24 protein-coding genes and 2 pseudogenes are annotated in these 24,450 nt (G+C 54.8%); 10 read left to right on the forward strand and 16 right to left on the reverse strand.

Annotated elements, in window-relative coordinates; genetic code table 11:
- Nucleotides 1–11: 11 nt before the first annotated feature.
- The 3 genes and pseudogenes from dacB to PPA02S_RS04830 form a co-directional block, all read right to left on the reverse strand.
- Nucleotides 12–1,469 (reverse strand): D-alanyl-D-alanine carboxypeptidase/D-alanyl-D-alanine endopeptidase, encoded by a 1,458-nt coding sequence (dacB, locus tag PPA02S_RS04820; RefSeq protein WP_028632429.1) that lies wholly within the window; start codon nt 1,467–1,469, stop codon nt 12–14.
- Nucleotides 1,470–1,779: 310 nt separating this feature from the next.
- Nucleotides 1,780–2,124 carry a YggL family protein gene (locus PPA02S_RS04825; protein WP_028632430.1) on the reverse strand — a complete coding sequence of 115 codons (345 nt, stop codon included), beginning with the start codon at nt 2,122–2,124 and terminating at the stop codon, nt 1,780–1,782.
- 50 nt (nt 2,125–2,174) lie between these two features.
- Nucleotides 2,175–3,617: pseudogene (locus PPA02S_RS04830) on the reverse strand (ATP-binding protein); the annotation flags it as partial.
- A gap of 36 nt (nt 3,618–3,653) precedes the next feature.
- On the opposite strand from PPA02S_RS04830, the gene PPA02S_RS04835 reads away from it, so the two are divergent.
- Complete coding sequence (locus PPA02S_RS04835; RefSeq protein WP_042141317.1) at nt 3,654–5,330, forward strand: recombinase family protein; 1,677 nt, start codon at nt 3,654–3,656, stop codon at nt 5,328–5,330.
- A 5-nt stretch (nt 5,331–5,335) separates the two neighbouring features.
- The gene (locus PPA02S_RS22360; RefSeq protein ID WP_028632432.1) at nt 5,336–6,121 is read left to right on the forward strand and encodes a hypothetical protein; all 786 of its coding nucleotides are present in this window, start codon (nt 5,336–5,338) and stop codon (nt 6,119–6,121) included.
- Between the two features lie 91 nt (nt 6,122–6,212).
- On the opposite strand, the gene PPA02S_RS22930 is transcribed toward PPA02S_RS22360, so the two are convergent.
- The 3 genes from PPA02S_RS22930 to PPA02S_RS04845 form a co-directional block, all read right to left on the reverse strand.
- Complete coding sequence (locus PPA02S_RS22930) at nt 6,213–6,860, reverse strand: hypothetical protein (RefSeq protein ID WP_154660048.1); 648 nt, start codon at nt 6,858–6,860, stop codon at nt 6,213–6,215.
- Between the two features lie 315 nt (nt 6,861–7,175).
- Nucleotides 7,176–8,003 (reverse strand): metal-binding protein, encoded by an 828-nt coding sequence (locus tag PPA02S_RS22495; protein WP_080667818.1) that lies wholly within the window; start codon nt 8,001–8,003, stop codon nt 7,176–7,178.
- A gap of 21 nt (nt 8,004–8,024) precedes the next feature.
- Nucleotides 8,025–8,870, reverse strand: coding sequence for a hypothetical protein (locus tag PPA02S_RS04845; RefSeq protein WP_028632433.1), 846 nt, complete (start codon nt 8,868–8,870; stop codon nt 8,025–8,027).
- 92 nt (nt 8,871–8,962) lie between these two features.
- On the opposite strand from PPA02S_RS04845, the gene PPA02S_RS04850 reads away from it, so the two are divergent.
- Nucleotides 8,963–10,177 carry a hypothetical protein gene (locus PPA02S_RS04850; protein WP_042141319.1) on the forward strand — a complete coding sequence of 405 codons (1,215 nt, stop codon included), beginning with the start codon at nt 8,963–8,965 and terminating at the stop codon, nt 10,175–10,177.
- Between the two features lie 320 nt (nt 10,178–10,497).
- Nucleotides 10,498–11,433 (forward strand): hypothetical protein, encoded by a 936-nt coding sequence (locus PPA02S_RS04855; RefSeq protein WP_028632434.1) that lies wholly within the window; start codon nt 10,498–10,500, stop codon nt 11,431–11,433.
- Between the two features lie 221 nt (nt 11,434–11,654).
- Here PPA02S_RS04855 and PPA02S_RS04860 read toward each other — a convergent pair whose 3' ends face one another.
- The 3 genes from PPA02S_RS04860 to PPA02S_RS04870 all read right to left on the reverse strand — a co-directional run bounded on the left by PPA02S_RS04860 (nt 11,655) and on the right by PPA02S_RS04870 (nt 12,902).
- Nucleotides 11,655–12,281 (reverse strand): recombinase family protein, encoded by a 627-nt coding sequence (locus tag PPA02S_RS04860; RefSeq protein ID WP_028632435.1) that lies wholly within the window; start codon nt 12,279–12,281, stop codon nt 11,655–11,657.
- Between the two features lie 140 nt (nt 12,282–12,421).
- On the reverse strand, nt 12,422–12,628 hold the full coding sequence (locus PPA02S_RS04865; RefSeq protein ID WP_028632436.1) for a hypothetical protein: 207 nt from the start codon (nt 12,626–12,628) through the stop codon (nt 12,422–12,424).
- Nucleotides 12,629–12,680: 52 nt separating this feature from the next.
- Nucleotides 12,681–12,902 carry a helix-turn-helix domain-containing protein gene (locus PPA02S_RS04870; RefSeq protein WP_028632437.1) on the reverse strand — a complete coding sequence of 74 codons (222 nt, stop codon included), beginning with the start codon at nt 12,900–12,902 and terminating at the stop codon, nt 12,681–12,683.
- A gap of 139 nt (nt 12,903–13,041) precedes the next feature.
- Between PPA02S_RS04870 and PPA02S_RS04875 the strand changes: the two genes are divergently transcribed.
- Nucleotides 13,042–13,350, forward strand: coding sequence for a hypothetical protein (locus PPA02S_RS04875; protein WP_028632438.1), 309 nt, complete (start codon nt 13,042–13,044; stop codon nt 13,348–13,350).
- 536 nt (nt 13,351–13,886) lie between these two features.
- Here PPA02S_RS04875 and PPA02S_RS04880 read toward each other — a convergent pair.
- From PPA02S_RS04880 to PPA02S_RS04910, 7 genes and pseudogenes are all read right to left on the reverse strand, one after another.
- The gene (locus PPA02S_RS04880) at nt 13,887–14,738 is read right to left on the reverse strand and encodes a hypothetical protein (RefSeq protein ID WP_028632439.1); all 852 of its coding nucleotides are present in this window, start codon (nt 14,736–14,738) and stop codon (nt 13,887–13,889) included.
- 449 nt (nt 14,739–15,187) lie between these two features.
- Nucleotides 15,188–17,374: pseudogene (locus tag PPA02S_RS04885) on the reverse strand (transporter substrate-binding domain-containing protein); the annotation flags it as partial.
- 7 nt (nt 17,375–17,381) lie between these two features.
- The gene (locus PPA02S_RS04890; protein WP_028632440.1) at nt 17,382–17,999 is read right to left on the reverse strand and encodes a response regulator transcription factor; all 618 of its coding nucleotides are present in this window, start codon (nt 17,997–17,999) and stop codon (nt 17,382–17,384) included.
- A gap of 278 nt (nt 18,000–18,277) precedes the next feature.
- On the reverse strand, nt 18,278–19,609 hold the full coding sequence (locus PPA02S_RS04895) for a deoxyguanosinetriphosphate triphosphohydrolase (RefSeq protein ID WP_028632441.1): 1,332 nt from the start codon (nt 19,607–19,609) through the stop codon (nt 18,278–18,280).
- 93 nt (nt 19,610–19,702) lie between these two features.
- Entirely contained in the window at nt 19,703–20,032 is a 330-nt protein-coding gene (locus PPA02S_RS04900) for a hypothetical protein (protein ID WP_028632442.1), read from the reverse strand.
- Entirely contained in the window at nt 20,029–20,403 is a 375-nt protein-coding gene (locus PPA02S_RS04905) for a phage holin family protein (RefSeq protein ID WP_028632443.1), read from the reverse strand. Before PPA02S_RS04905 ends, PPA02S_RS04900 begins: the two co-directional genes overlap by 4 nt.
- A 9-nt stretch (nt 20,404–20,412) precedes the next feature.
- Nucleotides 20,413–20,727, reverse strand: coding sequence for an ElaB/YgaM/YqjD family protein (locus PPA02S_RS04910; RefSeq protein ID WP_028632444.1), 315 nt, complete (start codon nt 20,725–20,727; stop codon nt 20,413–20,415).
- Between the two features lie 319 nt (nt 20,728–21,046).
- Here PPA02S_RS04910 and PPA02S_RS04915 point away from each other — a divergent pair, with 319 nt between their 5' ends.
- The 5 genes from PPA02S_RS04915 to PPA02S_RS04935 all read left to right on the forward strand — a co-directional run bounded on the left by PPA02S_RS04915 (nt 21,047) and on the right by PPA02S_RS04935 (nt 24,415).
- Nucleotides 21,047–22,255 carry an ammonium transporter gene (locus tag PPA02S_RS04915; protein ID WP_028632445.1) on the forward strand — a complete coding sequence of 403 codons (1,209 nt, stop codon included), beginning with the start codon at nt 21,047–21,049 and terminating at the stop codon, nt 22,253–22,255.
- Nucleotides 22,256–22,325: 70 nt separating this feature from the next.
- Nucleotides 22,326–22,565: a glutaredoxin family protein gene (locus tag PPA02S_RS04920; protein ID WP_028632446.1), complete on the forward strand. Its 240-nt coding sequence runs from the start codon at nt 22,326–22,328 to the stop codon at nt 22,563–22,565.
- A 108-nt stretch (nt 22,566–22,673) separates the two neighbouring features.
- Nucleotides 22,674–23,105 carry a D-Ala-D-Ala carboxypeptidase family metallohydrolase gene (locus PPA02S_RS04925; RefSeq protein ID WP_028632447.1) on the forward strand — a complete coding sequence of 144 codons (432 nt, stop codon included), beginning with the start codon at nt 22,674–22,676 and terminating at the stop codon, nt 23,103–23,105.
- A gap of 65 nt (nt 23,106–23,170) precedes the next feature.
- On the forward strand, nt 23,171–23,479 hold the full coding sequence (locus PPA02S_RS04930) for a hypothetical protein (RefSeq protein WP_028632448.1): 309 nt from the start codon (nt 23,171–23,173) through the stop codon (nt 23,477–23,479).
- 51 nt (nt 23,480–23,530) lie between these two features.
- Nucleotides 23,531–24,415, forward strand: coding sequence for a pseudouridine synthase (locus PPA02S_RS04935; protein WP_028632449.1), 885 nt, complete (start codon nt 23,531–23,533; stop codon nt 24,413–24,415).
- Nucleotides 24,416–24,450: the final 35 nt, after the last annotated feature.

The raw sequence follows: 24,450 nt of genomic DNA on the forward strand, positions 1-24,450 counted from the left end.
GCACTGCGGTATCAGTTGGCCGCCGTACCGGTGGTCAGCTTTGGCTGGCGGTACAGGTCGAGCAGTACCTGGTCGAGTACCTGGGAGGCGCCCCACGGTTTAGGATCGTTCAGGATCGCCGCCACCGCCCAGGTGTGGCCGTTGCTGTCGCGGCTGAAACCCGCAATGGCCCGTACCGTATTGAGCGTGCCGGTCTTGATGTGGCCTTCGCCGGCCATGGCCGTACGCTTGAGGCGTTTTCGCATGGTGCCATCCATGCCCACCAGTGGCATCGAACTCATGAACTCTGCAGCGTAGGGGCTGTGCCAGGCGGCCTGCAGCATAGCCGCCATTTCCCGTGTGCTGACCCGCTCGGCGCGGGACAGGCCAGAGCCGTTTTCCATCACCAGGTGCGGGGCGGTGATCCCTTTCTTGGCCAGCCATTGACGCACTACCCGCTGCGCAGCGCGGGCGTCATCGCCATCGGCATCGGTACGGAACTGCGCGCCCAGGCTCAGGAACAGCTGCTGAGCCATGGTGTTGTTGCTGTATTTGTTGATGTCGCGGATCACTTCCACCAGGTCTGGCGAAAATGCGCGCGCCAGCAGGCGGGCGCTTTTGGGTACGTTTTCGACGCGGTTGCCGCCCTGGATGGTCCCGCCCAGCTCTGCCCAGATGGCGCGCACAGCGCCTGCAGCGTAAGTGGGGTGATCGAGCAGCGACAGGTAGGTTTGCGAGTTGCAGCCGTCGCCCAGTTGGCCGCTGACCGTGACGCTGATGCCGTCAGCCTGGGGTACCGGGTTGTAGCGCACGTCGCCTGCGCAGTTCTTCGACGCCACCGCCTTGACCTGGTTGTCGATGCGAATACTGGCGATGGGCGGCTCAACCGCGATGGTGACCTTGCCGCCATCGTTGCGGGCCACGAACCGCAGCGCCTTGAGGTTGATAAGCAGCGAGTCGGGCTTGACCAGGAACGGCTTGTTCTGATCGCCACCGTCGTCGTTGAACTGCGGCAGGTTAGGCTGCACGAAGTGGCTGCGGTCCAGCACTAGGTCGCCGGTGATGGTGCGCACGCCATTGGCACGCAGGTCACGCATCAGCAGCCACAGCTTTTCCATGTTCAACTTCGGGTCACCGCCACCTTTAAGGTACAGGTTGCCGTTGAGCACGCCATTGCTGAGAGGGCCATCCGTGTAGAACTCGGTTTTCCACTGGTACGTGGGGCCGAGCAGCTCAAGGGCTGCATAGGTGGTGACCAGCTTCATGGTCGATGCCGGGTTGACCGACACATCGGCGTTGAACACCGTGGCGGTACCGGGCCCATCCAGCGGCAGCATGACCAGCGACAGGGCATTGTCCTGCAGTTTGTTGGCCTTGAGGGCCTGCTGCACTTTGGCGGGCAGGGTGGTATTGACGGCAGCAGCCTGGCTGGTCAGTGCAAACGGCAGAAGCAAGCCGGCGAGAACGAGGGGGCGAAGCGTTTTGATCATGATAGATGGATACCCTACAACGAGGAGAAAGGGCATTGGGGCGATAAGAAGATGATGGCCCCAGGATTAAAGAATACGCATTATGCCCCAAGCGTTGCCTGGTTGGGTCAGGTTCGATGCACGCTGTATGCAAAGTCGCGTCATATAAACGAGTTGGGGCCGCTTCGCGGCTCATCGCCGGCAAGCCAGCCCCTGCAAGGTTCGTGGGGAACCCGTGGGGGCCGGTTTGCCGGCGATGGCTGCAAAGCAGCCCCACATGCACACCTTGATGTTGCTACAGGTCGTGCGCTGCGATCACGTCAGGCAGGGATTATTCTGCCTTGTTGATCGGCTTTTCCGGGTACCAGGCGTCCAGCAGCGGGCTGACTTCGACTTTGGTCAGTTCGCTGCGGCCTTTGAGCCAGGACTCTACGGCGGCACGCTGTTCTTCGCTGACCGAGCCACGTTTGACCGAGCACACCAGGCCGAAATCGTCACCGCCTACATAGTCCAGGCCATTGGCGTCCATGGCTTCTGCCAGGAACGCGTCGAGGAAAGCATCGATTGCCTGGTCATCCAGATCTTCCTTGAATTCCAGGTTCAGCTCGAAGCCCAATTCCTGAAACTCGTCGACACACAGCTTTTTGCGCAGACGACGGGAGCGGTTTGTGGCCATGAAACAATCCTCTTAGGTAATAACGCCGCGCAGTCTATCAGTTAACGCGCTCAGGTGCCTGCCTGCGTACAGGTTTCCAGATCCCGTGCGAGGGCTCGCTCAACCCTTCGCATATGGCGCGCAAGCGCCTGACGCTTGCGCCGCAGCTGCACAGGCGTAATGCCCGGGTGGTCCAGCGCTTCACAGGCTTCCATCAGTTCACAGGCCTCGAGCATGCGTGCAGCGCTCAGCACCTTGTGTGCCTGCGCCGCGATGGCAGGGCCGTCGTGCTCAGGGTCTGCCGCCATCAAGGTGGCAAAGTCGGCCTGCAGGCTTTGCTGCAGCGCTTGCATGAACCGCAGGCGGTCTGCTGGGTCATGGCCCACGACGCCCGTGAGCCCGTCCAGGCGATAGGGCTTGGCGGGTGCTTTTTTTCGGTCAAGCGGCCGGATGCCGGCCAGGCGTTGGCTGAGGGTGCCCAGGCTGATCGGCTTCAGCAGGCAGTCATCCATGCCCGCGCTCAGGCATTTGCGCCGCACCTCCGGTTGCGCGTTGGCGGTGTAGCCAAGGATGGTACAGCGCGGTCGCCCGGCAGTGCGTTCTTCATTGCGTACCGCCGCTGCCAGTTGGTAACCGTTCATGTGGGGCATGTTGCAGTCGAGCACCAGCACGTCGAAGTCGCCTCCACGCCAGGTGGCGAGGCCTTCACGACCATCCCCCGCGCTGGTGTGGTCGATGCCCAGGTACCCCAACTGCTGTGCCATCAGTTGCAGGTTGGCTGGGTGGTCATCGATCACCAGCACGCGCAAGCCTGGGTCTGGTACCACGAGCGGCTCGCTGACAGGGGCCGGCTGGACTGCTGCGTCAACCCTGTGCAACGGCATCTTCAACCGTACCTGTGTACCCACCCCCTCCAGGCTCTTGATGGCCAGGTCACCGCCCATCATTTCACACAGGTTCCGGCAGATGGTCAGCCCCAGGCCCGTCCCGGCGCGGGCCCCTTGGCTGTGAGGGTTGGCCTGCACGAACGGGTTGAACAGCCGCTGGATGTCCTCAGGTGGGATGCCGATGCCACTGTCACGCACTTCCAGGTCCAGCACACTAGCCCCGTCGGCGCCGTCTTGCAGGCTGACACGAATACGTACATGGCCGTGCTCCGTGAATTTGATGGCATTGCTGACCAAGTTGGACAAGACCTGCTTGAAACGAAGTGGATCAAGCAGGGCGTGGCAGCGTGCGCCAGGCTCGATGATTACTTCGAGTGCCAGCCCTTTTTGCCGCGCCTGCCCTTCGAATATACGCCCCACGGACTCGACCAGTGCGGCCAGGTCGACAGCCTCGGGCACCAAGGTCAGGTGGCCGGATTCAATCCGTATGATGTCGAGGATATCGCCAATGAGGCCCAGCAGGTCTTTGGCTGAGTGGTAGGCCAGCTCCAGGGCGTTGCGGTCGACGCGGCCTTGATCGGCGCGTTTCACTGCCAGTTCGAGCATGCCGATCACCGCGATTAGTGGCACAATTTTGGGAATTCAATTTTCAAGGGCTTCAAAGTGGCTAAGCAACCGAGGTTAGCGTTCTCATACGTCAGATTTTCGAGTCTCAAGCAGAGGCATGGCGATAGCCTCAAGCGTCAGCAGGGTATGGTTGCTAGGTGGCTGTTGACGCACCCAGAGTACAAGCTGAGCGAGGCGAGCTACCAAGATTTGGGCAAATCGGGGTACAGCGGGGAGCACTTGGACAATGCGTTTGGCAGGCTGCTAGCTGCTGTTGAGAATGGCACGATTCCTAAAGGTTCTGCCGTTCTGATTGAGCAAATCGACCGTGCAGGACGGATGGAGCCGATGGAAATGCTCCCGCTGCTCTCCCGTATTGTGAACTCTGGTGTTGACCTTGTGACACTGGATGATGGAATCGTTTACGACAGGGCGTCATTGAACAGTAACCACTTGTTCTTGCTGGTTGCGAAGGTTCAACAAGCACACCAGTATTCAGACTCACTGAGCCGTCGCTTAAAAGCTGCTTATCAGACCAAACGAGATAGAGCTGCTGCTGGTGAAGGTGCCACACGCCGGATGCCTTTGTGGATTCGTGACGGGAAATTGCGGGATGACATTGCACCTTTCGTGGCTCAGGTATTTGAAGATTTCGCTGCTGGTATTGGTGAGCGTCGAATCCTTGGAAGGCTTAAAGGTCAGCATCCAGATTTCGAAACCATCAGCCCTTCGACCTTTCGCCGGTGGCTGAGAAACCCTGTTGCTGTTGGTCGATGGAATGATATTGAAGATGTTTGGCCTGCTGTCATTAGCAAGGAGCTGTGGTTTCGTGTGCAGAAGCGGTTGAACGATAACCATACACCACGCCTAGCAGCATCCAAGTATCTGCTGTCAGGACTGGTGAAGTGTGCGAGGTGTGGCAAGAACTACTGCGTCGGCGGTCAGAAAGGAGCATTAGTAATGTTGTGTGTCAGCCGTCATAGGTTTGGGGCTGGCGTTGGTGGATGTACGAACAAACGATCAATTCCCTATGCCGTGTTTGACTTCATCAGGAGTCAGACTGCACATGCCGCACTGATAAGGGCTTCACAAAGCCAGAACCTGACTGCAAACGAGAGGCGTCAGATTGAAATTGATGGAGAGCTGGCAGAGCTACGAAAGCAATCTGAGCACGCGGCTGAGGGGCTGGTGAGGTATGGCATGGTGAAATCCATCACAGATGTTCTAGATCGCGTGACAGCTCAGATTGATCAGTTGGAGGCAGAGAGAGTGTTATTGCAAACAACACCTGTAAAGCTGACGATTGATGACATGGTGTCAATCGAGGATGACATGATTAACGAAGGTGACACTGTGAAGCTGAACGCTCTTCTACAGGGTGTTGGTTATACAATGCTTGTAGATGACCGTAAGATAACTGTGAATGAAACCAGTGTTTATAGCGATTCTACAACTCAGGTTTATGAGTACCTTGGCCCAAACCGTGTCATTGGGACGTACAAGCTAGCTATCAACGATGAGCGGGTTGCTGACCTACCTAACCTTGATTCCAAAGTGCAGAAAGCGGAAATCGCTGCACAACTTGAGCAAGAAGCTAAGTATGAGTCTGGTGAGCTGTTGAGACAGTCATTACAATGGAATGGCGAAGAGTTTATTGATGTTGCTACGGGACTGGCTATCGGTGTTGGCCATGTTGCATTAGACCTTGCCAAACCAGATTTGACGAAGGAGTGATAGGTATGGATATTTATCTAACGGCTAATCTTGGATTGTTTATTTCAATTGTTGTCGTGGGTTGGCTGATCAGATTCTACCTCCCAAGATACATGGGGGAGAAAGGTAAGAATCTAGCGACGAAGGAAGACATTGCTGAGATCACACACAAGATTGAACAAGTGAAAGTAGAGTATGCCAAGCAGCTTGAGCTATACAAGTCTAATGTTTGGCAGGCACAACAGCGATACCTGCAAATGCAGGAAGAAACAAAGTTGAAAATGGACACTTTCAAAAAGGCCGTAGTGGATGTGGCTAAACTCACTGACCTCATCAACATCTACCAATTGCACTCTTCCAGTGGCGAGATGGATTCTGCGATTGCACAAATGGCCCATGACAAAGGAAATGAGAAGGTAGAGAAGGCGAGCTGGGATAAGTACCTTGAGCACAAAGACAAGGCAGCAGCTCTGTACTCTAATTTCAGGGAGTTGATTGTTGAGTTGGGCAGCACGTTTGCCCTGTTTTCAGTCTATTTTGAACCTGTACTTGCCGAGTCTTTACAAAGAATAATTATGATGGCTCATGGTGCAATCGAGCTTAAAATGTCGCATGCTGAATTTCGCGAACGCTTAGAAGCTGAGTATGGCAAAGGCCGCGATCTGAATGAAATCCGTGAGATTGTCGGGCTCCATTACGATACGCTCTGGGATGTGACGCCGATAACAGCAGAAAGCAACCGATTCTTTCAGCTCATGAAAAACCATATCAAGCTGACGGAAAATGGTAAAAGCGCTCCTCACAAAAGCTGAGATGCTTACAAAAAGGTGTAGGGAAGTCCATACCGCTACCATAGTTAAGAGGCAAACGCCACCAGTATCTAGTGGCGTCCCAAATTTTTAATTAGAACCAGTTCTGCCAAAGATGCTTTGGGAAGAGCAAGGATGTATTGAGAGCTTTACCATTCCTAACTTGGAAATGAAAGCTCATATGATCATCTTCAATACCGAGAAGGCCATAAGTCAGTGGTTTAGACCAGTAGAAGTGGTAATCACCATTCTCACGGATTGCTAGCTTTCCTTCGACTTCCTTAAGCAGCTCTGGACGACGCTCGTTTGCAGGTGCATTTCGGCCAGACGAGTAGGACACCATCAAGCTTCCATCACGCTCAACACCGGGGGTAATCTCAATTTTCACTGGGATGTTCTTACCCTGTGCGTCTTTAGCAACCCAAGTTGCACTGCTTGCCGGGCCAAGTTTAAGTATCACTTCCAATGGGTCTGCAGAGTCAACAAACGCCTGCATTTCATCATGAGAAATTGGTTTCGGAGTATGGATACCCTTAGCTGCCAACTCCTTCTTTAGGCCGTCCAAGCTTTTCTGAGCCTCGGATGGAGATTGTTTGAGGCACCCAATCCAACCAACATCAACGAAGCCTTGTCCAGTGGCTTGAGCCAATGCTAGGTTGGTTTCATTACAAATCTGATCTGTAGTCTTTCCACACCCTGCCAGCAGCAGAGAGACAGACACCACACCCAAAAGCGTTTTCAAAACTGATATCTCCTGATATTAACTGCATGACCTACGCGCACGCGATGATGGCAGATGGATACTATCATTGTCTACAGTACTTGTCCGCAGGGGGCAGATTCGCCATACAAGTATTGTTGGCTGCCGTTATACCAGCCACTGCAAGGCCTTATGCGGTATTTTCGGGATATTTTTTCCTCTAGGGCTTAGAATTCATGTCAATGATTCGGTAACGTCCGGCTCGGATTGCGTTGCTCCTTTCGGTTTACAGTGTTTGCGTGGGGGCTAGATATAGTTTAAGCATTATTCAGATGTTCTCTTGCTACTCATATAATACTAGCTATTGATTGGATAGCTTATAATCGCTTGAGAACTCGCCATGGCCATCATTTGATCGCCTGACAAACCAATGAGTGGGAATCCCGAGTATGGGAGGTGCCCGGATGAAAGGTTTACAAATAGTCTATCGTCTGTGAGCTCTACTTTGGTGGCCCCAGATGGGAAGATTCCCTTACCCTTTTCAGTGATGGAAAACGCCAGTGGGAAGAACGAAAGCACGCTAACGGTACATAAATTCCCTTTATTCCAGCACGCAAACATCTTTGCACTCAGATGATGACGATGTGGGAAAAACCAACAGTAGAGATCGTGAGTGTTCTCTATCGCAGCATCATCACCCATCACAAAGTTTTGCAATGGTGTGAAATACGGTGTTTCTACTGGCGTTCTAATGCACTCGTTTACCGAAGTGGCTGATAATACGTGCCCTATCATTGCCCGGCAGAATCGAACAGCATTAAATGGAATTGTTACATAGCTGAGGGGGCTATTAGCGTAAGTGAAGTAATGAGTTACTAGTTGTGTTATCCCCTTATAAACTCTCGCTACCTCTTGATCATTTGCACCGAGATGATTGCTGTTACAGGCTTTGCAAATGGTCTTAAATTTACTGCCGTTAGGCGACTTCACTCCTTTAATCGGCACTGCATCAACACCCATAACCTCAGTCAAATGGACTTGCTCAACCTTCGAGATTGTGATGCTGCCTTGCGGCGGCACATGATCCCAGCTGAGCCTGCCATAGCTGCCACAAATCAAGCAGTGACCTTGGACAATCTCAGTGTGCATGCGTCGCTCAGTTAGCCGCTTGGCGAAATCTCCCATGGTGCCACCTATGCAAAGAGCTTAGTTGAATTGCAACTCTGACGGAATTTTATTTCCCACGCACTTGAAGTACGTATTGGCTTTAGGCGTGAGCTTATAGGTTGCTTGAAGTCCAACTCTCGACAGGGTTAAGTATCCATCGGAAACTAAGGGGTTTGCATATCTTTCAATATGTTCATTTCCCAGCCCTATCAAATCATCTATTTGCGTCGCCTTTGCGGCGGATAGTTCTGTTTTGGTAAGTAGCATTACAGCCTTGAGGATTTCAGCTTTAGTTTTCAGCACGATTTCACTATTAGAAAAAAGCTTCGCAAATTTAGGAAGTAGGCTGGAGCCGCTCGGATTTTTAAAGGCGCCAGCGGAGGCTAATCCTTCAAGCGTAAAGACAAGCTTCTTTGCATCACTAGTAATCCGATCAAGCTTTTTTCTGGCACTATCGCGTTCCTCCTTAGCTTCATCCAATGCTTTATGAGCAGAGGCCAAATCTTTGGACAGCACGGTTCTTTGGGGTGCTCGTTCATTGTCAATCTGCTCTAACTTGTCACGAGACAGACGAATTTCTTGGCTGGTACTGCTCAAGCTAGTAATTTGTCTATTTGTTCGATATAACCTGACGCTCAAGATCAGTATCAGTATGGAGGACACTGCAATCAGAATCACCAGCAGGCCTACTACTAAGACAGACCATAGGGGGACAGCCTTTGCGGCGAATGTGTCAAAAGCAGCACCAGACACGCCAAACAGCTTAGAAACCCATTTGGGGGGGGCGCTATTCTCAAGGGTGTACTTGAAAACCGTTAGCATAGAGCCACCAAGGGCAAGCCACAGCCACGTTCGCACCTGTCCTAAGCTACCCTTTACGTCCATCTGCTATCCCCAAGCATGGCAAATGGCTATTCTATGCAGTTGATGAAGGCTGGTAAAGCCGCCTGTAACCTAGCGGACAAGGACACCGTTTAATGCCAATTGATGATGCCAATTATTTTCTTCGATTGGATTATGTACATCCAAAAATTGTAGCTCAGATTTTTTTAGAAAAGAAATATCCAAAAGGATTCAAGGGTTGGATTCTCAAGAATGAGATTAAACCAGTGGATATGTATTGCTATCTCTATGCCAAGTATGGGCCGCCAAATGGCTTCATGAATTTTTTGAAAAGCAACTCGTCTGACAATCTGGTCCATTGGGAGTGGACGCTGATAAACGATGATGGGTTGATTCAGATACAAGGGCAATTATATAAAACAGAAATCCATCTTCTTGGGGTATTCAATCGTCCAGCTATTACAAAACAATCGCTTATCGAGCAGTTTCGCAGCGATCTCAAGAAATACGGCAAGCAAATGAAAGATATTCGTTTGCAGCTTGAAAAATGGATTGAGTTTGTCAATCCCTTTCAAACCATCCAATCTACTATTGATATTCAAATCAAGAAGCTGCGAGAACTCAATCTACAACCATCCGAAGATAAGGTACACACCCCTACGTCAAGGGATGAAATGGCCACCTACGCAGAACGGTTTTCTGTAATGGCTGAGAAGTACACATTTGGAACTGGGCTCGCTTTCGGCCTGCGTTGTATGATGCCTGTGTTGGCTGAAACATTTCTAAATCTGTTGATATTCGTGCTTGCAAAAAAAGATATAAGAGATAATGAGTCTAAGTACAGAGCCTTCGTATCAGACACAATCACAGGCAGACTGAACCTTTTACACACGAACTGCATAGGCTTTGACAAACCTGTAGACCACGCCCATGAAGCATGTAGAAACTTCTACCAACTGATGGCTGATCGAAACGACTTGCTGCACGGTAATTTCAATATTAATAGGTTGAAGATTGGAGATGTATATTTCAATGGAAAAACGCCGGTTAAGCAAAAGTATGAGGATTTGTGGGGGGATACTATCGGCGTAACAATTGCCAGCGTTAAGCTTGAGCGAATTGAGAGCAATTATTCAGCTGTGCAGACATTCATTACTTACCTTATGTCACTGCTATCACCGAAGGTAAGTGAAGGAATTGATGTGCTCATGAGTCATCGAGACTTGGGTTACAACGAAAAACTGAGCAGGTTGGGGGTATTGTTCTCAGTCAGAGCAATGGAAGGTTTTTTGTTTTTTGAAGACGAGTTTGAGGATGGCGAATTCACGCCGTCAAACAGTGAGAGCTAGCAAAGCGAGAGTTAAGAGCAATTGAAATTTGGATTTGCTCCGAAAAAGGACCCCATTCGATGATGCCCCCAGCTTTTGGGGGCATAAATAAAGTATAACATTTGGCCGGAGTTCGGCCCGGATCGCTTAGCGCAACAGGATGCGGGCAAACCGAAACCGCCAAAATAAAGAAATAACATTCTGTTTTATAAATCTTTTTTGCTTGGATGATACGTTCAGAGAAAGCATTCGACGACGTACAGCAGTAGCGTTGAACTCACTACCACGCAGGGTACGAAGCCCTCTAATGTGTCCCTACCAAAATCAGCATGGAGCATCAAATGAAAGAAACAATCTTCAACTTCTTCCTGTTTGCGGATGCACAAGAGCGGGTTAGCCTCCTTGGCCATATACTCTATGAGGTGGATGGTACAGATGAAGAGAAGTTAGCTTTCTTGAAAGTAGCGGCAGAACAAGATTTCGAAAAGGCTACATTCACAAAGGCTCCAGCGGATTTGACAATCGGTGCATATACCGCGCGTTGTCGGTTGGGCACAGCTCTTGAGCTGTTTGAGTATGCGTTTGAGTCGCACGCAACGCGAACTCCATTATTCGGGATCACTATCATCATGGATGGCAAACCCGCGATAAACTACATCTCTGATCATTCTCCGTTAGACATGGATAATGTGAATCAAACCATGGGGGAGAAAAGTGTCATGGATGATTGGTTGGCAAAATATACAAGAGGCGATACGTTTAACTATGCCGATCTTATCAATGACGATTTTTTGTTGGCCTACAAACTCCTCTTCAATAACAAGCACTACGCATCTGCTGCTAAGCTATTAATGTCCTGTATCGACAGCATTGCACACGTGGAGTACGGATATGAAAAAACACGGTCAGAACGAGCAGTTTTCAGCCAGTGGCTTGACGCGTACGTTGACTTGAAGCCTATAGGCGTCACTGCCGATGAACTTTGGGAGTTGAGGAATGGCATGCTGCATATGTCGAATCTAGATTCAAATAAAGTGCTAAAGAAAAAGACGCGGCGAATTTCAATCTCCATAGGAAATGTTCCAGAAGACGCACAAGGCACATTCGATAATGTGTGGTATTTCAATTTACATTCATTCTATCTTGCTGTGTGTGAAGGGATAGGCAAGTGGCTTCAAACGTATGCTGATAGCTACGATAAGTTTTTGATATTCGTTGAAAGATGGGATAGAACAATATCCGATTCAAGGATGGCACTCTACGACCCAAGCAGATAGGACGAGGGGCGTTTTTGGAACATATCCAAGCCCCCGCCAAAAATAATGATACACTTCAATACTCGTTGGGATTCTCCGATTGAAAAATAATCTGTCAGTTTTGTCCTAGGTGCTTAGCCAAGCACGAGGGGGCGAAATGAGAATCGTCGCAATTTGAAAATAATCTTCTGCTCTTGCCCTGTAGCTGCTAATCAGAACAACAGCTACAAGGCGTGCATCCTTCACGCCACTTTCGATTCTTTCTTGATCCTGTACACCGTAGCGACACCACAATCAGCCAGCTTAGCGATATTGCCAGCAGACATGGTTGGATGGTCCTGCATCAGCGTCTGTACCTTTTCCCACTTGGCAGCGTTCCGTCCTTTACCTGATGGCTTCCATTCTGGATCAGCAGCCTTCTTGTTTTCCAAGCCCTGCTTGATTCGTTCCACACGCTTCTCTTGATCCAGTCGTGCCATTGTTGCCATCAGGTCGATCAGCATGCTGTTGATCACGTCCATGATTTGGCCAGTAATTCCCTTTGCCTCAACCAGCATGTGACTGGTGGGTAGATCAGCCACTACCAGACGCAACCCCTTGGCCTTGATAGTAGCTTTAAGAGTGTCCCAGTCAGCTGGTGAGAGGCGACTGAGGCGGTCTACAGACTCGACCAATAGCACATCTCCACTCTGGGCGGTGTTGAGCAAGGTAAGCAACTGAGGGCGGTTAAGCTTGGTGCCACTGATGTTCTCAGCATACACACCAACGATGCTCAATCCCTTCTCGACGGCGAACAACTCTAGAGCGGCCTTTGCACGGTGAGCGTCTTGGTCTTTGGTTGATGCTCGAAGGTAGAGGTGGGAATTCATCGCTGACTATCCTTTACTCTTGAATTTGATAGGTCAATGATAATTGAATCATATAGCTATATTCAATAGATATCTGATAGCGCCAATGCGGCAGTCTCCGTACTACCAGTTGGGTAGACCTCTTAGATAGTAAGGGTAGGTCAGGATCGAAGCGAATCGATTCCCTTGGTGATGCCTTCGGCATTCGCATCGAGAGTGGCCAGTGCACTCAATACATTGTCATGCACTTGGGTTGACCCGCGTTGACTGATCCATAGGCTCACCTCTTCCAAAGCTGCACGTATGGCGATTTGATTGAGGTGCAGCAATTCAAGCGTGTCAGCTGTGATTGGAATACGGTCATCCATGTATGTAGGTCCTGTGAGGGGGCGAGCCTGAGTGTAGCGTCGATCTATGTGGCTACAGACCCTCAAGCAGCTCTGATAGGGACATGCTCAGCCCGTCAGCAAGCACCTTGGCCGCTTCGAGGCTGGGGTTGGCCGTACCCGTCTCAATGCGAGACATGTAGGTGCGAACAAAGCCGCACTTGTCAGCGAATGCTTCTTGGCTGAAGCCTTGGCTGCTGCGTAGGTTTCGGATTCGTTGGCCAAAGGCCTTTCGGAGGTGTTGGTTTGTCTGCATGCCAGCATGATGGTTGGATGCACCCTGATCGTGAACACACTGAGTGATTACACTCCAAATGATGACACACTAACTGATACAATGATCTCAAGCCCCATACGCTGGGGAAGCGAACTCCTAGTCCTGAGAGACCAACGAAATGAACGAAAAACTGTTCGTGCTGACCAGTCGTAAGAAGAAGACAAACCACATCCTGCACCTGATCCTGACCGTTCTGACAGGAGGGCTTTGGTTGATTGTGTGGGGCATCACAGTGCGAAGCAACGATGGTCAGAACAAGAAGATCGATAGGGAAATCGACCAGATCATGCACTACAAGTCTCAGGGCTTGAGCGATGCTGCCACGCACCAGCAGTTGAAGGCAGACAAACTGAATGCTGACGTGCTTCAAGGAAGGGTGATTTTTGTTTTGTTGGTGGTGGTGTTTCTGTACTTCTACCTACGGTAGAGGTTGCGCACCTTCAGTGGAGCGTCTATGCAAACTCCTTGATCAGCTCCGCTGGCGTTTGCACCGAAAGCGGTAAGCTTTCCGCTGGTTGCACTGTAGATGACCGAAGGTAGGGATCGTGGACACCTAACGGTGTAGAGGGGGTGAAACAACCAACCCCCCAAAACCTACTAATCCGTACTATCTACAGCTGACGCTGTTCCTGTGTACAATATCTGATCCGCAGGATTGAGTTTTGCACGATCAGAGCACAGCTCAGGTAGCTGCTCGCATTCTTGTTGTCCAACCATTTTATTGGTTGGTTGGACTGGTACGATTGGCCATTAGCGCCAGCTAACAATGATAGCTATTTTCATTTGGGACAACCTTGTTGTTTGTTGTCCCTGTGTACGACTCATTGCTTGCGCAATAGGGGAAGAGGTTTTACATCTGAGTCAACCGCGTTTCGTTTAGACCTTATCGGTCATGGTGTGTGCCGTCCAATGTCCGACCCTATACATATGGTGGGCGCTGTTCGGACACGCATATGGCAGGAGTCATTTGGCTGCTGCCAACCATCCCTGTGACTCAGCGAAATCAAGGAAGTGATCAGCACCAGTCGGCTCTGGCATCTGGCGCCTGCTCTCAGTATGCCGCACCGATGGTGCTTCAGCGTCCGGTGTACCTTGCAGGGCATTCGTGACCTTGGTTGTGCGTTCAATGAGCGTAGCAATCGGCTCTGTACCGAGTCCGCTGACAAGCTTCAGGATGTGCTGTCGAGCAGCATACGCTTGCTTTTGTTGAGCCAGTTCAACGCCTTCATTGTCCTCTGAGACTCGTACAGAGTGGAGCTCCATGTATTCGTTGATGGCCTCATCCACACGAGCCATCAGATTCAATGCTGACTGCTCAAGGTGCAGACGACTTGCAGTAGGTGCTTGGTCATCGACCCAATCCATAACGAATACAGGCTGGGTGCCGTTAGAGGTGGAGCGTTCACGCACCTTCTCTTTGACACGTCTGATTACGCTGGAATCAAAGGAGCTCTCATAGCGTCCTTCGGCAGCGTTCCACTTGCAGCCGTATTCTTCGTGCAGAATGCCCCGGAGCTCAAAGTCTTTGACTCCCTGTGCACGAATTGCGAGCTCGTACACGCGACTCACTGACTTGCTCAGTGGAGTGGCGATTTCCTTTGGTACATCTTTAACAAGCAGTTTTACCTTACGCTCAGGAAGCCCAGTGGCTGCAATGATTGCAGCGTAAGATTTTCCCTCACGACGCAGCTGTACTGCCCATTTCTCAGGCGTGGACGCAGTGATGGCCGGTGCTTGTGGCGTGGGGGCTGGTGCTTGAGCGTGCTCGTCATTGGCCGAGCTGGCAGGCAAATTCAAAACGGATGGATGCTGCATTCGTAATCTCCTCTAGTTCATTCTCGATAGGCATTCCTCTCGGTTTGTGCCGGTTTGGTTTGATAAATCGCAGACGTTAAAAAGCCCCCTTGCAAGGCACCAATTTGGTGGTCGCGGTGGAGGCTTTTCGGCTGTCTGTCTACCTACTGGGTAGGCGGCGGACTTTACTCTTCGGTAGAGTCATCTGTCAACTAATTCTTGACAGAACGGATTTCACGAGAAAACCAATTTCACGGAGGGAAACGCCTTTTGCTTAGCTCGGACTGGTTCAGAGCTCCAGCAAAGCCAGTAAACATGGAGCTTGAAGGATGTTGGCTACACAAACAAGGTGAAGGCAGTACGGGTTATGCACGGATTTAACAGAGGTTAATGATCGTTTTTTAACCAATTTTGCATACTAGTTACGCGATAATTTGATTCTCTCTAAATCAAAAAGTTGACGACTTCTTCGCGTTCATGGGTGTGCGGATTTCATGGCTGATGGTGGCCAGGAAGGTGCTTTTGGCACGGTTTGCGTCATCGGCCTGCTGCTTTGCCTGACGCAATTCGTTGACCAACTGGCGACGGTCACTGATGTCGATCCACCCACCAATGATCCCCTGGACCTCGCCCAGGGAGTCGCGGTAGGGGAGAATCCAGTGATAAATGGTGATCTCCCGGTCCTTAATGCGCAGCGGGCGGTCCATGATCATCGGCGAGCCGGCCGCCATGACCTTGCGGTAATCCGCCTGGATCTGGCGGGTCTGCTCGCAGTCGGCGAACAGGCTGTTCTCGAGCTGCTTGCCGATTACCTCTTCGGCGCTGGCCTGGACCGCTTCGAGATAACTGTAGTTACAGCTTTGCAGGCAACCGCTGCGATCGCGCACATACATGGGGTGTGGCGTGCCGTTGAGCAGTGCCCGCATGAACGCCAGCTGATCGTTCAGTGCCCGGTCGGCACGCTGGCACTGGCGAATCTGGCAGCGTAACCGCGCATTCCAGAGCAGCGCGAGCAGCAGGAGCACTGCACTGGCCAGTACCACCGGCACGACCAACCGACGCAACTCCCCGCTGCTGCCTTCGTCCTGCAGGCTGTAGCCGCGCCAGCGGTTGTTGATGACCCCCAGTTCCTCTGGAGAGATGCTCAGCAGTGCCTTGTCCAGAATGGAGATCAACAGTTGCGAAGGGGCGCTGGTCGCCATGGCGAAGCTGGCAGGGTTGCGGCCAACCGTCGTACGGATGACCAGCTCAGGGTTGATTGCCAGTGCATGGTTGGCGTCGATCAGGGTGGTAATGACGGCATCGACGGCGCCACTGTTGAGCAGCGCCATCGAATAGAATGGGCTCTCGGTTTCCACCCAGCCTATTTCCGGGTAATAGCGCGAGAGCATGTCGTCCAGGCCGCTGTACCGGGTGATTGCAATGCGCTTGCCGCGCATCTGGTCCAGTGACATTGGGGCTTGCTTCTGCTTGCGATTGACCAGCACATAGGTGCTTTCGAGGTAGGCTCGGCTTATCAGCAAGTCGCCTTCTGCCGGGCCACCGGTTGCCAGTGCAGCAATCACATCGGCACGGCCATCCTTGATCCTGGACAGCATGTCGGCGATGCCGCTGGCGCGCTCAACCTCAAAGCGCAGCCCGGTGCGCAGGCTGATCAGTTCGAGCAGGTCGGCGGTGATGCCGCGAAAATGCCCCGACCCATCGAAGTACGACAGTGGGGCAGCGGTGTCATCTACGGTGACACGCATCACGGGGTGGCGCTTCAGCCATTGGGCTTGCGCACTGGTCAGCTGCAGCTTGCGATCGGTGAGCAGCAGGTCGCTGCCGGGGCTCCAGCGCTTGAAAATGCTCGAGCGAATGGCGGCGGGCTGGTTGTCCAGCACAGCGTTGACCAACCCTAGCAGCAGTGCGTCCTGCTGACGCAGCGCGAAGCCGAACCCGAGGGCTTCATGCTTGCTGAAGCTCGCCATGCGCAAACGGGGCAGTTGCCCACGGCTGAGTTGGTAGTGGGTAGAAATGGTATCACCCATAAACACATCGGCTTGGCCGAAGGCCACGGCGTTGAGTGCTTCGCTCGTGGACCCGAATGCCATGAGCTGCGCCTGGGGGTAGGCGCTGAGTACTTCCTTGCGCGGCAGGTAATGGTAGAGCATGGCCAGCCGCATACCCCCCAGCCCTGTGTCCAGTGCGCGCTGCTCGTCCTCACGGGTCACCAGCACGGGCTGGTCGATGGCGTACGCATGGGAGAGCCGCAGCCCGCCATAGACGGCGTCGTAACCGTTGGCACTGCCCAGTAGATCGATGTCGCCATCCTTCAGTGCCTGCAGGGCCGCTTGGCGGTCCGGGTAGCGCATGACGCGGATCGGCAGCCCGAGTGCGTCGCCAATCAGGCTCGCATACTCGGCAGTGAGGCCCTGGTAGTCACGGGCGCCGCTGCTGATGTCAAAGGGTGGGTAGTCGGGTGCCGAGGTACCCAGCACCAGTTCGTCGCGGCTGAGCAGCCACTGTTGCTGCTCAGGGGTGAATGCCGGCTGCGCCGGCTGTGCAGTTGACCGTGCCAGCAGCGTATAGGGCGCCACCTCCCGCTGCTGAGCTTGGGTCAGGGCGCCGGGCAGCAGGAGCACGAGCAGCAGGCAGCAAGCGAGAAGGCGCACCATGCTGCCCTCAGACCAGTGCGTTGCGCTTGGCCACTTCGATCAGGTCGACCAATGTGTTGACTTGAAGTTTGTGCATCAGGCGCTTTTTATAGGTGCTGACAGTTTTGCTGCTCAGAAACATGCCCTTGGCAATGTCCTTGTTACTGCGCCCCTGGGCGAAGAGTTGCAATACCATCAACTCGCGGTCATTGACGTGGCGCAGAAGTTCAAGGTCGTTATCGCCAGTGTGGGGGTATTTGATCGCCTGGCTGGGGAAATAGTTATAGCCTGCCAGCACCGCCTTGATTGCGCTGAGCAATTCCCCCAGGTCTTCTTGCTTGCACACGTACCCAGCCGCGCCGGAGTGCATGCAGCGCACGGCAAACAGTGCAGGTGATTGCGCAGTGAGAACCAGCACCTTCAAGGGCAGTGCCATGGACTGAAAACGCGCCAGCACCTCCAGCCCGTCAAGCTTGGGGATGCTGATGTCGAGAATGACCAGGTCGGGTGTGGTTTCACGAATCATCTGCATGGCGTCGACGCCGTTGTCCGATTCCCCGACGACCCGGTAATTCTGGTTTTCCAGCAGCATACGAACGGCCAACCGGATGACGGGATGATCGTCGACGATAAATATGGAGTGCATGTTCAACTTCCCTGCGTTCTATGAGGGTGACAGGCGGCACCTTATCGCAGATGGAAGTCGTGGGTAACGTGAGGATTGCCCATTCTTTGTTTATGGGAAACGGCTTACAGGATAAAACAAAAGAGGCTACGTAACAGCCGATTAATGGAGGAAGTCAAAAGGTGTTTGGTAACTTTTCATTGGGATTTATGCTCGATGTTTAATAGTACGCTCAAGTTGTAGGAAGTTTCCCAGCTGGAGCCTGCGGCATGGCCGTGCCACGCCGCAGGGGCCCTGCCTTACGGCGGGCCAGAGCGCCCCGTCATCTCCCGTGCCATTTCGCTGGCGTAGCTGTCCGTCATGCCGGCGATGAAGTCGATCATGCGCAAGAAAGCGCCATACAGCGAGCCATGAGGGTCGGGGGCGTTGCTGCCCAGCAGGTCCAGCACGCGGCGGCTCTTGAAGGAAGGGCTGCGCCCACCATGCTGCTCAAGCGCGGCCCCACAGAAGGCATTGAGCAGAATTTCGAGCGTGGTATAGGCACCGATTTCGTGCAGCGTCTTGCGTTTATCCTGGAATATCTTGTTGCGCGCCATCGCCTTTGCCTGCAGCACGCAGCGTTGGGCTGGGCCATGCATGTGCTCGACCAGATCGCCAGGCAGGCGACCGGCCAGCAGCGCCTGCTGTTGTTCGACAAAGGCGTAGGCTGCGGCGTTGGTCAGGTGCTCGATGGCTTTGCCGCGCAGGATCGCCAGCTTGCGCCGACGGGAGTCATTCGGCCCCAGCTGCCGATAGGTTTCTGGCAGGTCATTGCCCACCAGGTCCAGCAGCAGGGCTTCTACCTCTGCGTACTGCAGCAAGTCCATCTCCAGGCCGTCTTCCAGGTCGATCAGCCCATAGCAGATGTCGTCGGCCGCTTCCATCAGGTAAACCAGCGGGTGGCGTGCCCAGCGTTGGTCCTCAAGCAGTGGCAAACCCAGTTTGCGCGCAATTTGCTCGAGCAAGGGCAGTTCGCTTTGGTAGCTGCCGAATTTATGCTTTTTGTAACCCAGGGCGTCGGCGTGGCGAGCGCTCCAAGGGTACTTGAGGTAGGTGCCGAGCGTGGCGTAAGTAAGGCGGGTGCCGCCGTCGAACTGGTGATATTCCAGCTGGGTCAACACCCGGAAGCCTTGGGCGTTACCTTCGAAGTTGAGAAAGTCGGCGCGCTCGTCATCGCTCATGTCGTCCAGCCAGCCGCGCCCTGCGGCCTGCTGGAACCAGTGGCGGATGGCATCTTCGCCTGAGTGGCCGAACGGTGGGTTGCCGATGTCATGGGCCAGGCAGGCTGACTGCACGATCATCCCCAGGTCGCTGGGGGCACACCAGTCCGGCAGGCTGTTGCGCAAGGTTTCGCCTACGCGCATACCCAGTGAACGGCCCACGCAGCTGACTTCCAGCGAGTGGGTAAGACGCGTGTGGATATGATCGTTGCTGGTGACCGGATGAACTTGGGTTTTGCGCCCCAAGCGGCGGAATGCGCCAGAGAAGGTGATGCGATCGTGGTCTTTGTGGAAGGGGCTTCGGCCAAGTTCATCGGCACTGTACTGGGCTTTGCCCAGGCGTTCGCGGGTGAGCAGGGTATGCCAGTCCAAGGCGCGGTCTCCTGTGAGTCCAAAGGGCAAGCATACGCGCTGCCGGCGGCCGTGCAAGGCCGCAGGCTTAGGGGATGTGCGTATGTCGGGCCTTCAGGCGCGGCGATTACCCTGAAGGTAAAGGCGCACCAACGGCAACAAGCTGGTGCCCAGGCGTACGAGGCGTGGCAGGCTGCCGCTGCGAACACCCTTGCCGGTCAGAAAGCCCAGCGCGACGACTGCGCCGATACCCCACAACGGTGCATGCTTGATGCCAAGGCCTGCCTGCAGCGAGCCGCCCATGCCGCGCATGCGCCGTACCGGCTCAAGCAGTTGGCCGGTTTCGTGGCGAATTTCCTGGCGATTCATCTCCATGCGCAAGCGCAACAACGCCTTACGCAATTCTTTCGGGTTTCGCGAGGTGGGCAGTTCTGGCAGGTTCATGGCAGAAGGCGCTCCCTGTCCTTGGCAAGTTCTTCGAGGGTGGCATGGAAAGGCGACGATTCATCGAACACCGCGGCCTTCAGGCGCAGGCCGCAGTAGACCGCTGCCAGGCCGTAGAACACGCACAGGCCGATGATGCCGGCCAGGCGATAACTGTCCCACAGCAATACCAGTAGCAGGCCGGAGAGGGCCGTGAGCAGCAACAACGCAAATACCAAGGCCAGGCCTGCGAACAGCAACAGGCGCAACGTACGGCCTTTCTGCTCTTGCAGTTCAATGCCGAGCAGTTCGATGTGGTTATGCAAAAGCCCGAGGATGGCGGCACCCAGGCGCCGACCTGCGGCGCCGGCACCTACAGCATCATTGTCCATGTAGACCCCTTAACGCCGGTTGGCCAGCAAGCCGATCAACAGCCCCACGCCCGCGGCGATGCCGATAGCGTGCCAGGGCTTTTCCTGAACATACAGTTCAGCTGTGCCGAGCGCTGCTTCACCACGCTCACGCACCGACTCCTGGGTCTCGTGCAGGGTTTCGCGGGCCTGGGCCAGACGCTCATGGATCTGCTCGCGCAATTCGTCAGCCTGGTCGCCTGCCAGGTTGGCAGTGTCGGCCAGCAACTTTTCCGTGTCGCGCACCAAGGCCTGGAAGTCAGCCATCAGTACTTCTTGGGCATGCTTCGCCGATTTGCTGGCCATGTGTCTCTCCCTGTCAATCAATGATGGTACTTCGAGTGATGGCACACCCGAAGGTTCAAGTGCGTCAGCTGGTATGAGCTTTGCTTAGGGTTTGCCCGAGGGCTGCTTCGCCATGGTGCGCTGCAAGCCCTGTTTGCGCCGATCAGGGGCGCCCGTTCGAGGCCCTGACGCTAAACCTTAACCCAAGCCACCTTAGCAGCCATGGGCAACTTCGCAGCGCGGGTCCATTTTCTGGAAATGGACCATCCCGGCACCGTGATGGTGCATGCCTGCGGCCCCATGAGCTGTCCTGGTGCTTTTTCGCAGGTCTGCCAACTTCATGGAAAATCCGCTCAGCGCGATGGACTCACTGGTCCACGGTTCCAACACCCTGTTCATTCTGATGGGGGCCATTCTGGTGCTGGCCATGCACGCCGGCTTCGCGTTTCTTGAAGTGGGCACGGTGCGTTACAAGAACCAGGTCAACGCATTGTCAAAGATCCTTAGCGACTTCGCCGTTTCAGCGCTGGTGTACTTCTTCATCGGTTACTGGATAGCCTACGGCGTGGGTTTTTTCCAGCCGGCGGCCGCGCTCGCCGCCGACCAGGGGTATGCGCTGGTCAAGTGTTTCTTCCTTTTGACCTTTGCTGCTGCGATCCCGGCAATCATTTCGGGCGGTATCGCTGAGCGGGCACGGTTTGTACCGCAGTTGTGCGCCACGGCAGTGATCGTGGCATTCGTCTACCCGTTCTTCGAAGGCATGGTCTGGAATGGCAATCTCGGTGTACAGGCTTGGCTGCAGGCCCGGTTTGCTGCACCCTTTCACGATTTCGCCGGCTCCATCGTGGTGCATGCCATGGGCGGCTGGCTGGCACTGGCCGCAGTCGTGCTGTTGGGGCCACGCCGTGGGCGTTATCGGGACGGCCGCCTGGTGGCATTTGCGCCTTCCAGCATACCGTTCCTGGCGCTGGGCTCGTGGATTCTGATCATCGGCTGGTTCGGCTTCAATGTGATGAGTGCTCAGACGCTGCAAGGGGTCAGCGGGCTGGTGGCGATCAACTCGCTGATGGCCATGGTGGGTGGCACCTTGTCGGCACTGCTCGCCGGGCGCAATGACCCAGGGTTCCTGCATAACGGGCCGCTGGCGGGGCTGGTTGCCATCTGTGCGGGTTCTGACGTGATGCACCCGGCCGGTGCACTGGCGACCGGCCTGGTGGCCGGTGTGCTGTTCGTCTGGACCTTCACCGCCGCGCAGAACCGCTGGAAGATCGATGACGTACTGGGCGTGTGGCCCTTGCACGGCCTGTGTGGGGTCTGGGGCGGGGTGGCGTGTGGCATCTTCGGCCAGACCGCGTTGGGTGGTTTGGGCGGTGTCAGCCTGTGGAGCCAGCTGTTGGGTACCCTGGCCGGGGTGCTGGTGGCGCTGGCTGGTGGGTTTGCGGTGTATGGCACGGTGCGCGCCGTGCTTGGCTTGCGCTTGAGCCACGAGCAGGAATTCGAGGGGGCTGACCTGTCGCTGCACCGCATTGGCGCCACTACCCAGGATTGATCAGGTTCGGGTGCAGGGGCAGCGTTAACGGCCTAGAATAGCGCTCTGCACATGCAACGGAGCCCGCCCCATGCTGCCTGAATGCCAATTGTTCGGCACCCTTGGCTGCCACCTGTGCGAGGTGGCGGAGGCTGTGCTGATGCCTTTCGTCGACCATGGCCTGTTGGTCGAACTGGTGGACATTGCCGACAACGAGGTGCTGTTCGAGCGCTACGGTCTGGTCATCCCCGTGTTGCGCCGTTGCGACAACGGGGGGGAGTTGCACTGGCCATTCGATGCCGAACAGGTCGTGGCTTTCCTGGAGCAATGAGGCCCCTGGAGGATCCCTGACCCTGCTCCAAGTGGGCGGTGATAGGTGAATGATTGGTCGGCGGCACACGGGTGCCGACCTGGTCAACCTTCATCGGAATCGCCTGTCATGCTGCTTACCCCGCACTTCACCCTAAGGGAAATGATCGTGTCCCAGCTAGCCGCCCGGGACGGGTTCGACAACACCCCGCCAGGCCCTGTGGTCGACAACCTCAAGCTGCTGTGCAACACCCTCGAGCAGGTGCGCGCCCTGTTCGACGCCCCCATCATCATTAGCAGTGGCTACCGCAGCGAGCGCCTTAACACGCTGATTGGTGGCTCCGCCAAAAGCCAGCATGTGCAGGGGCTGGCGGCCGATTTCACGGTCATCGAGGTATGCCCCCGTGAAACTGTACAACGCATCTGCGACAGCACCATTGGGTTCGACCAGCTGATTCTGGAGTTCGACAAGTGGGTGCACCTGTCAGTCAGCCGTGGTGCGCCAAGGCGGCAGGTGTTGACCATTCGCAAAGGCAGCGGTTACCTGCCCGGCCTGCAATAAGGTGCATTGACGACCACAGAGGGATGTTCGTATGCTGTATATAAATACAGTATTGAGGTAAATCCATGCTCAACGTCGAGCAATTGAAGTACAGCGTCAACCGCATGCCTGTCGAGCGGGTGGCCGACGCTGTCCTGGAACTGCGCCTCGAAGGGCTGGTGACCGAAAACCTCACGCCTTTTGGCAAAGTGCATTTCAATACCTGTTTTGCCGAGATCGAGGCCTTGTTCCAGCGTGCGGGGTACCACCGTGGCCTCGATGTGGTGGGTTATGAGGGGCTGCTGTACGCCCTTTACGACCCGGGGCGCTGGGAGCCCGTGCAGGTGTTGCGGTGGTTGAAGGCACGCAGCGAGGCGTTGGCCCAGGCTGGCTGACAGCGCAGGCATGGGGGATAATGCGCGGCCTTACCCGCTTCGAGCCATGCCATGACCACGCCCTTCGACCCCGCCCAGCAGCAAGCCAGCACGGTGTGCTTGCCACCGGGGGGCTGGACAACCGTGCTCGACTGCTTGTGCGATCACTTCAAGGCCATCGACCGTAGCCAGTGGCTCGACCGTTTTGCCCGGGGCCGGGTGCTGGATGCGCAGGGGCGGCCGGTAGCGGCCAGCCTGCCGTACAAGCGGGGCATGCGCCTGCATTATTTTCGCGAGGTGCCCAATGAGCGGGTCATCCCTGCCCAGGAAGTGGTGCTGCATGCTGACGAACACCTTGTGGTGGCCGACAAACCGCATTTTCTGCCCGTGACACCTGGCGGCGAATACGTGGAGCAAACGCTGCTGCGCCGCTTGATCCGCCGCCTCGGCAATCCGAACCTGGTCCCGTTGCACCGGATAGACCGCCATACTGCGGGCCTGGTGCTGTTTTCTGCCAACCCGAACTCCCGCAGCGCCTACCAGCGGCTGTTCCCTGAGCGGCGTATCGAAAAACGCTATCAGGCCATTGCCGCCGCCATGCCGCAGCACAGCTTTCCGCTGGTGCATAAAAGCCGTCTGGAGCACGGTGAGCCGTTTTTCCGCATGCATGAGGTGGACGGGCAGGCCAACAGCGAAACCGTGGCTGAGGTGCTGGAAAAGAATGGCGGGCTATGGCGCTACGGCCTGTCCCCGGTAACTGGCAAGACCCACCAACTGCGGGTTCACATGGCCGCGTTGGGGGCGGGTATCAGCAACGATCCTTTCTACCCCCACCTGCGCACTGTCGAAGATGATTACCAGCAACCGCTGAAGCTATTGGCTCAGAGCTTGCGTTTTGTCGACCCGCTTTCTGGCGAGGAACGCTATTTCCAGAGCCGTCTGCAACTCGACTGGTAACGCCTGCAGGGGCGCCCGATAACGGGCGCCTGAGG

The organism is Pseudomonas parafulva NBRC 16636 = DSM 17004 (genome assembly GCF_000730645.1).
Classification (GTDB): Bacteria; Pseudomonadota; Gammaproteobacteria; order Pseudomonadales; family Pseudomonadaceae; genus Aquipseudomonas; species Aquipseudomonas parafulva.

What these genes read in the sequence shown, in the direction of transcription:
- PPA02S_RS04870 (WP_028632437.1), bottom strand. Translation starts at nt 12,902, where the DNA reads ATGCAGACAAACCAACACCTCCGAAAGGCCTTTGGCCAACGAATCCGA.
- PPA02S_RS22495 (WP_080667818.1), bottom strand. Translation starts at nt 8,003, where the DNA reads ATGGGAGATTTCGCCAAGCGGCTAACTGAGCGACGCATGCACACTGAG.
- PPA02S_RS04905 (WP_028632443.1), bottom strand. Translation starts at nt 20,403, where the DNA reads ATGGACAATGATGCTGTAGGTGCCGGCGCCGCAGGTCGGCGCCTGGGT.
- PPA02S_RS04930 (WP_028632448.1), top strand. Translation starts at nt 23,171, where the DNA reads ATGCTCAACGTCGAGCAATTGAAGTACAGCGTCAACCGCATGCCTGTC.
- PPA02S_RS04825 (WP_028632430.1), bottom strand. Translation starts at nt 2,124, where the DNA reads ATGGCCACAAACCGCTCCCGTCGTCTGCGCAAAAAGCTGTGTGTCGAC.
- PPA02S_RS04935 (WP_028632449.1), top strand. Translation starts at nt 23,531, where the DNA reads ATGACCACGCCCTTCGACCCCGCCCAGCAGCAAGCCAGCACGGTGTGC.
- PPA02S_RS04900 (WP_028632442.1), bottom strand. Translation starts at nt 20,032, where the DNA reads ATGAACCTGCCAGAACTGCCCACCTCGCGAAACCCGAAAGAATTGCGT.
- PPA02S_RS04860 (WP_028632435.1), bottom strand. Translation starts at nt 12,281, where the DNA reads ATGAATTCCCACCTCTACCTTCGAGCATCAACCAAAGACCAAGACGCT.
- PPA02S_RS04890 (WP_028632440.1), bottom strand. Translation starts at nt 17,999, where the DNA reads ATGCACTCCATATTTATCGTCGACGATCATCCCGTCATCCGGTTGGCC.
- PPA02S_RS04880 (WP_028632439.1), bottom strand. Translation starts at nt 14,738, where the DNA reads ATGCAGCATCCATCCGTTTTGAATTTGCCTGCCAGCTCGGCCAATGAC.
- PPA02S_RS04865 (WP_028632436.1), bottom strand. Translation starts at nt 12,628, where the DNA reads ATGGATGACCGTATTCCAATCACAGCTGACACGCTTGAATTGCTGCAC.
- PPA02S_RS04925 (WP_028632447.1), top strand. Translation starts at nt 22,674, where the DNA reads ATGCTGCTTACCCCGCACTTCACCCTAAGGGAAATGATCGTGTCCCAG.
- PPA02S_RS04850 (WP_042141319.1), top strand. Translation starts at nt 8,963, where the DNA reads ATGCCAATTGATGATGCCAATTATTTTCTTCGATTGGATTATGTACAT.
- PPA02S_RS04920 (WP_028632446.1), top strand. Translation starts at nt 22,326, where the DNA reads ATGCTGCCTGAATGCCAATTGTTCGGCACCCTTGGCTGCCACCTGTGC.
- dacB (WP_028632429.1), bottom strand. Translation starts at nt 1,469, where the DNA reads ATGATCAAAACGCTTCGCCCCCTCGTTCTCGCCGGCTTGCTTCTGCCG.
- PPA02S_RS04845 (WP_028632433.1), bottom strand. Translation starts at nt 8,870, where the DNA reads ATGGACGTAAAGGGTAGCTTAGGACAGGTGCGAACGTGGCTGTGGCTT.
- PPA02S_RS04855 (WP_028632434.1), top strand. Translation starts at nt 10,498, where the DNA reads ATGAAAGAAACAATCTTCAACTTCTTCCTGTTTGCGGATGCACAAGAG.
- PPA02S_RS04915 (WP_028632445.1), top strand. Translation starts at nt 21,047, where the DNA reads ATGGAAAATCCGCTCAGCGCGATGGACTCACTGGTCCACGGTTCCAAC.
- PPA02S_RS04910 (WP_028632444.1), bottom strand. Translation starts at nt 20,727, where the DNA reads ATGGCCAGCAAATCGGCGAAGCATGCCCAAGAAGTACTGATGGCTGAC.
- PPA02S_RS22360 (WP_028632432.1), top strand. Translation starts at nt 5,336, where the DNA reads ATGGATATTTATCTAACGGCTAATCTTGGATTGTTTATTTCAATTGTT.
- PPA02S_RS04875 (WP_028632438.1), top strand. Translation starts at nt 13,042, where the DNA reads ATGAACGAAAAACTGTTCGTGCTGACCAGTCGTAAGAAGAAGACAAAC.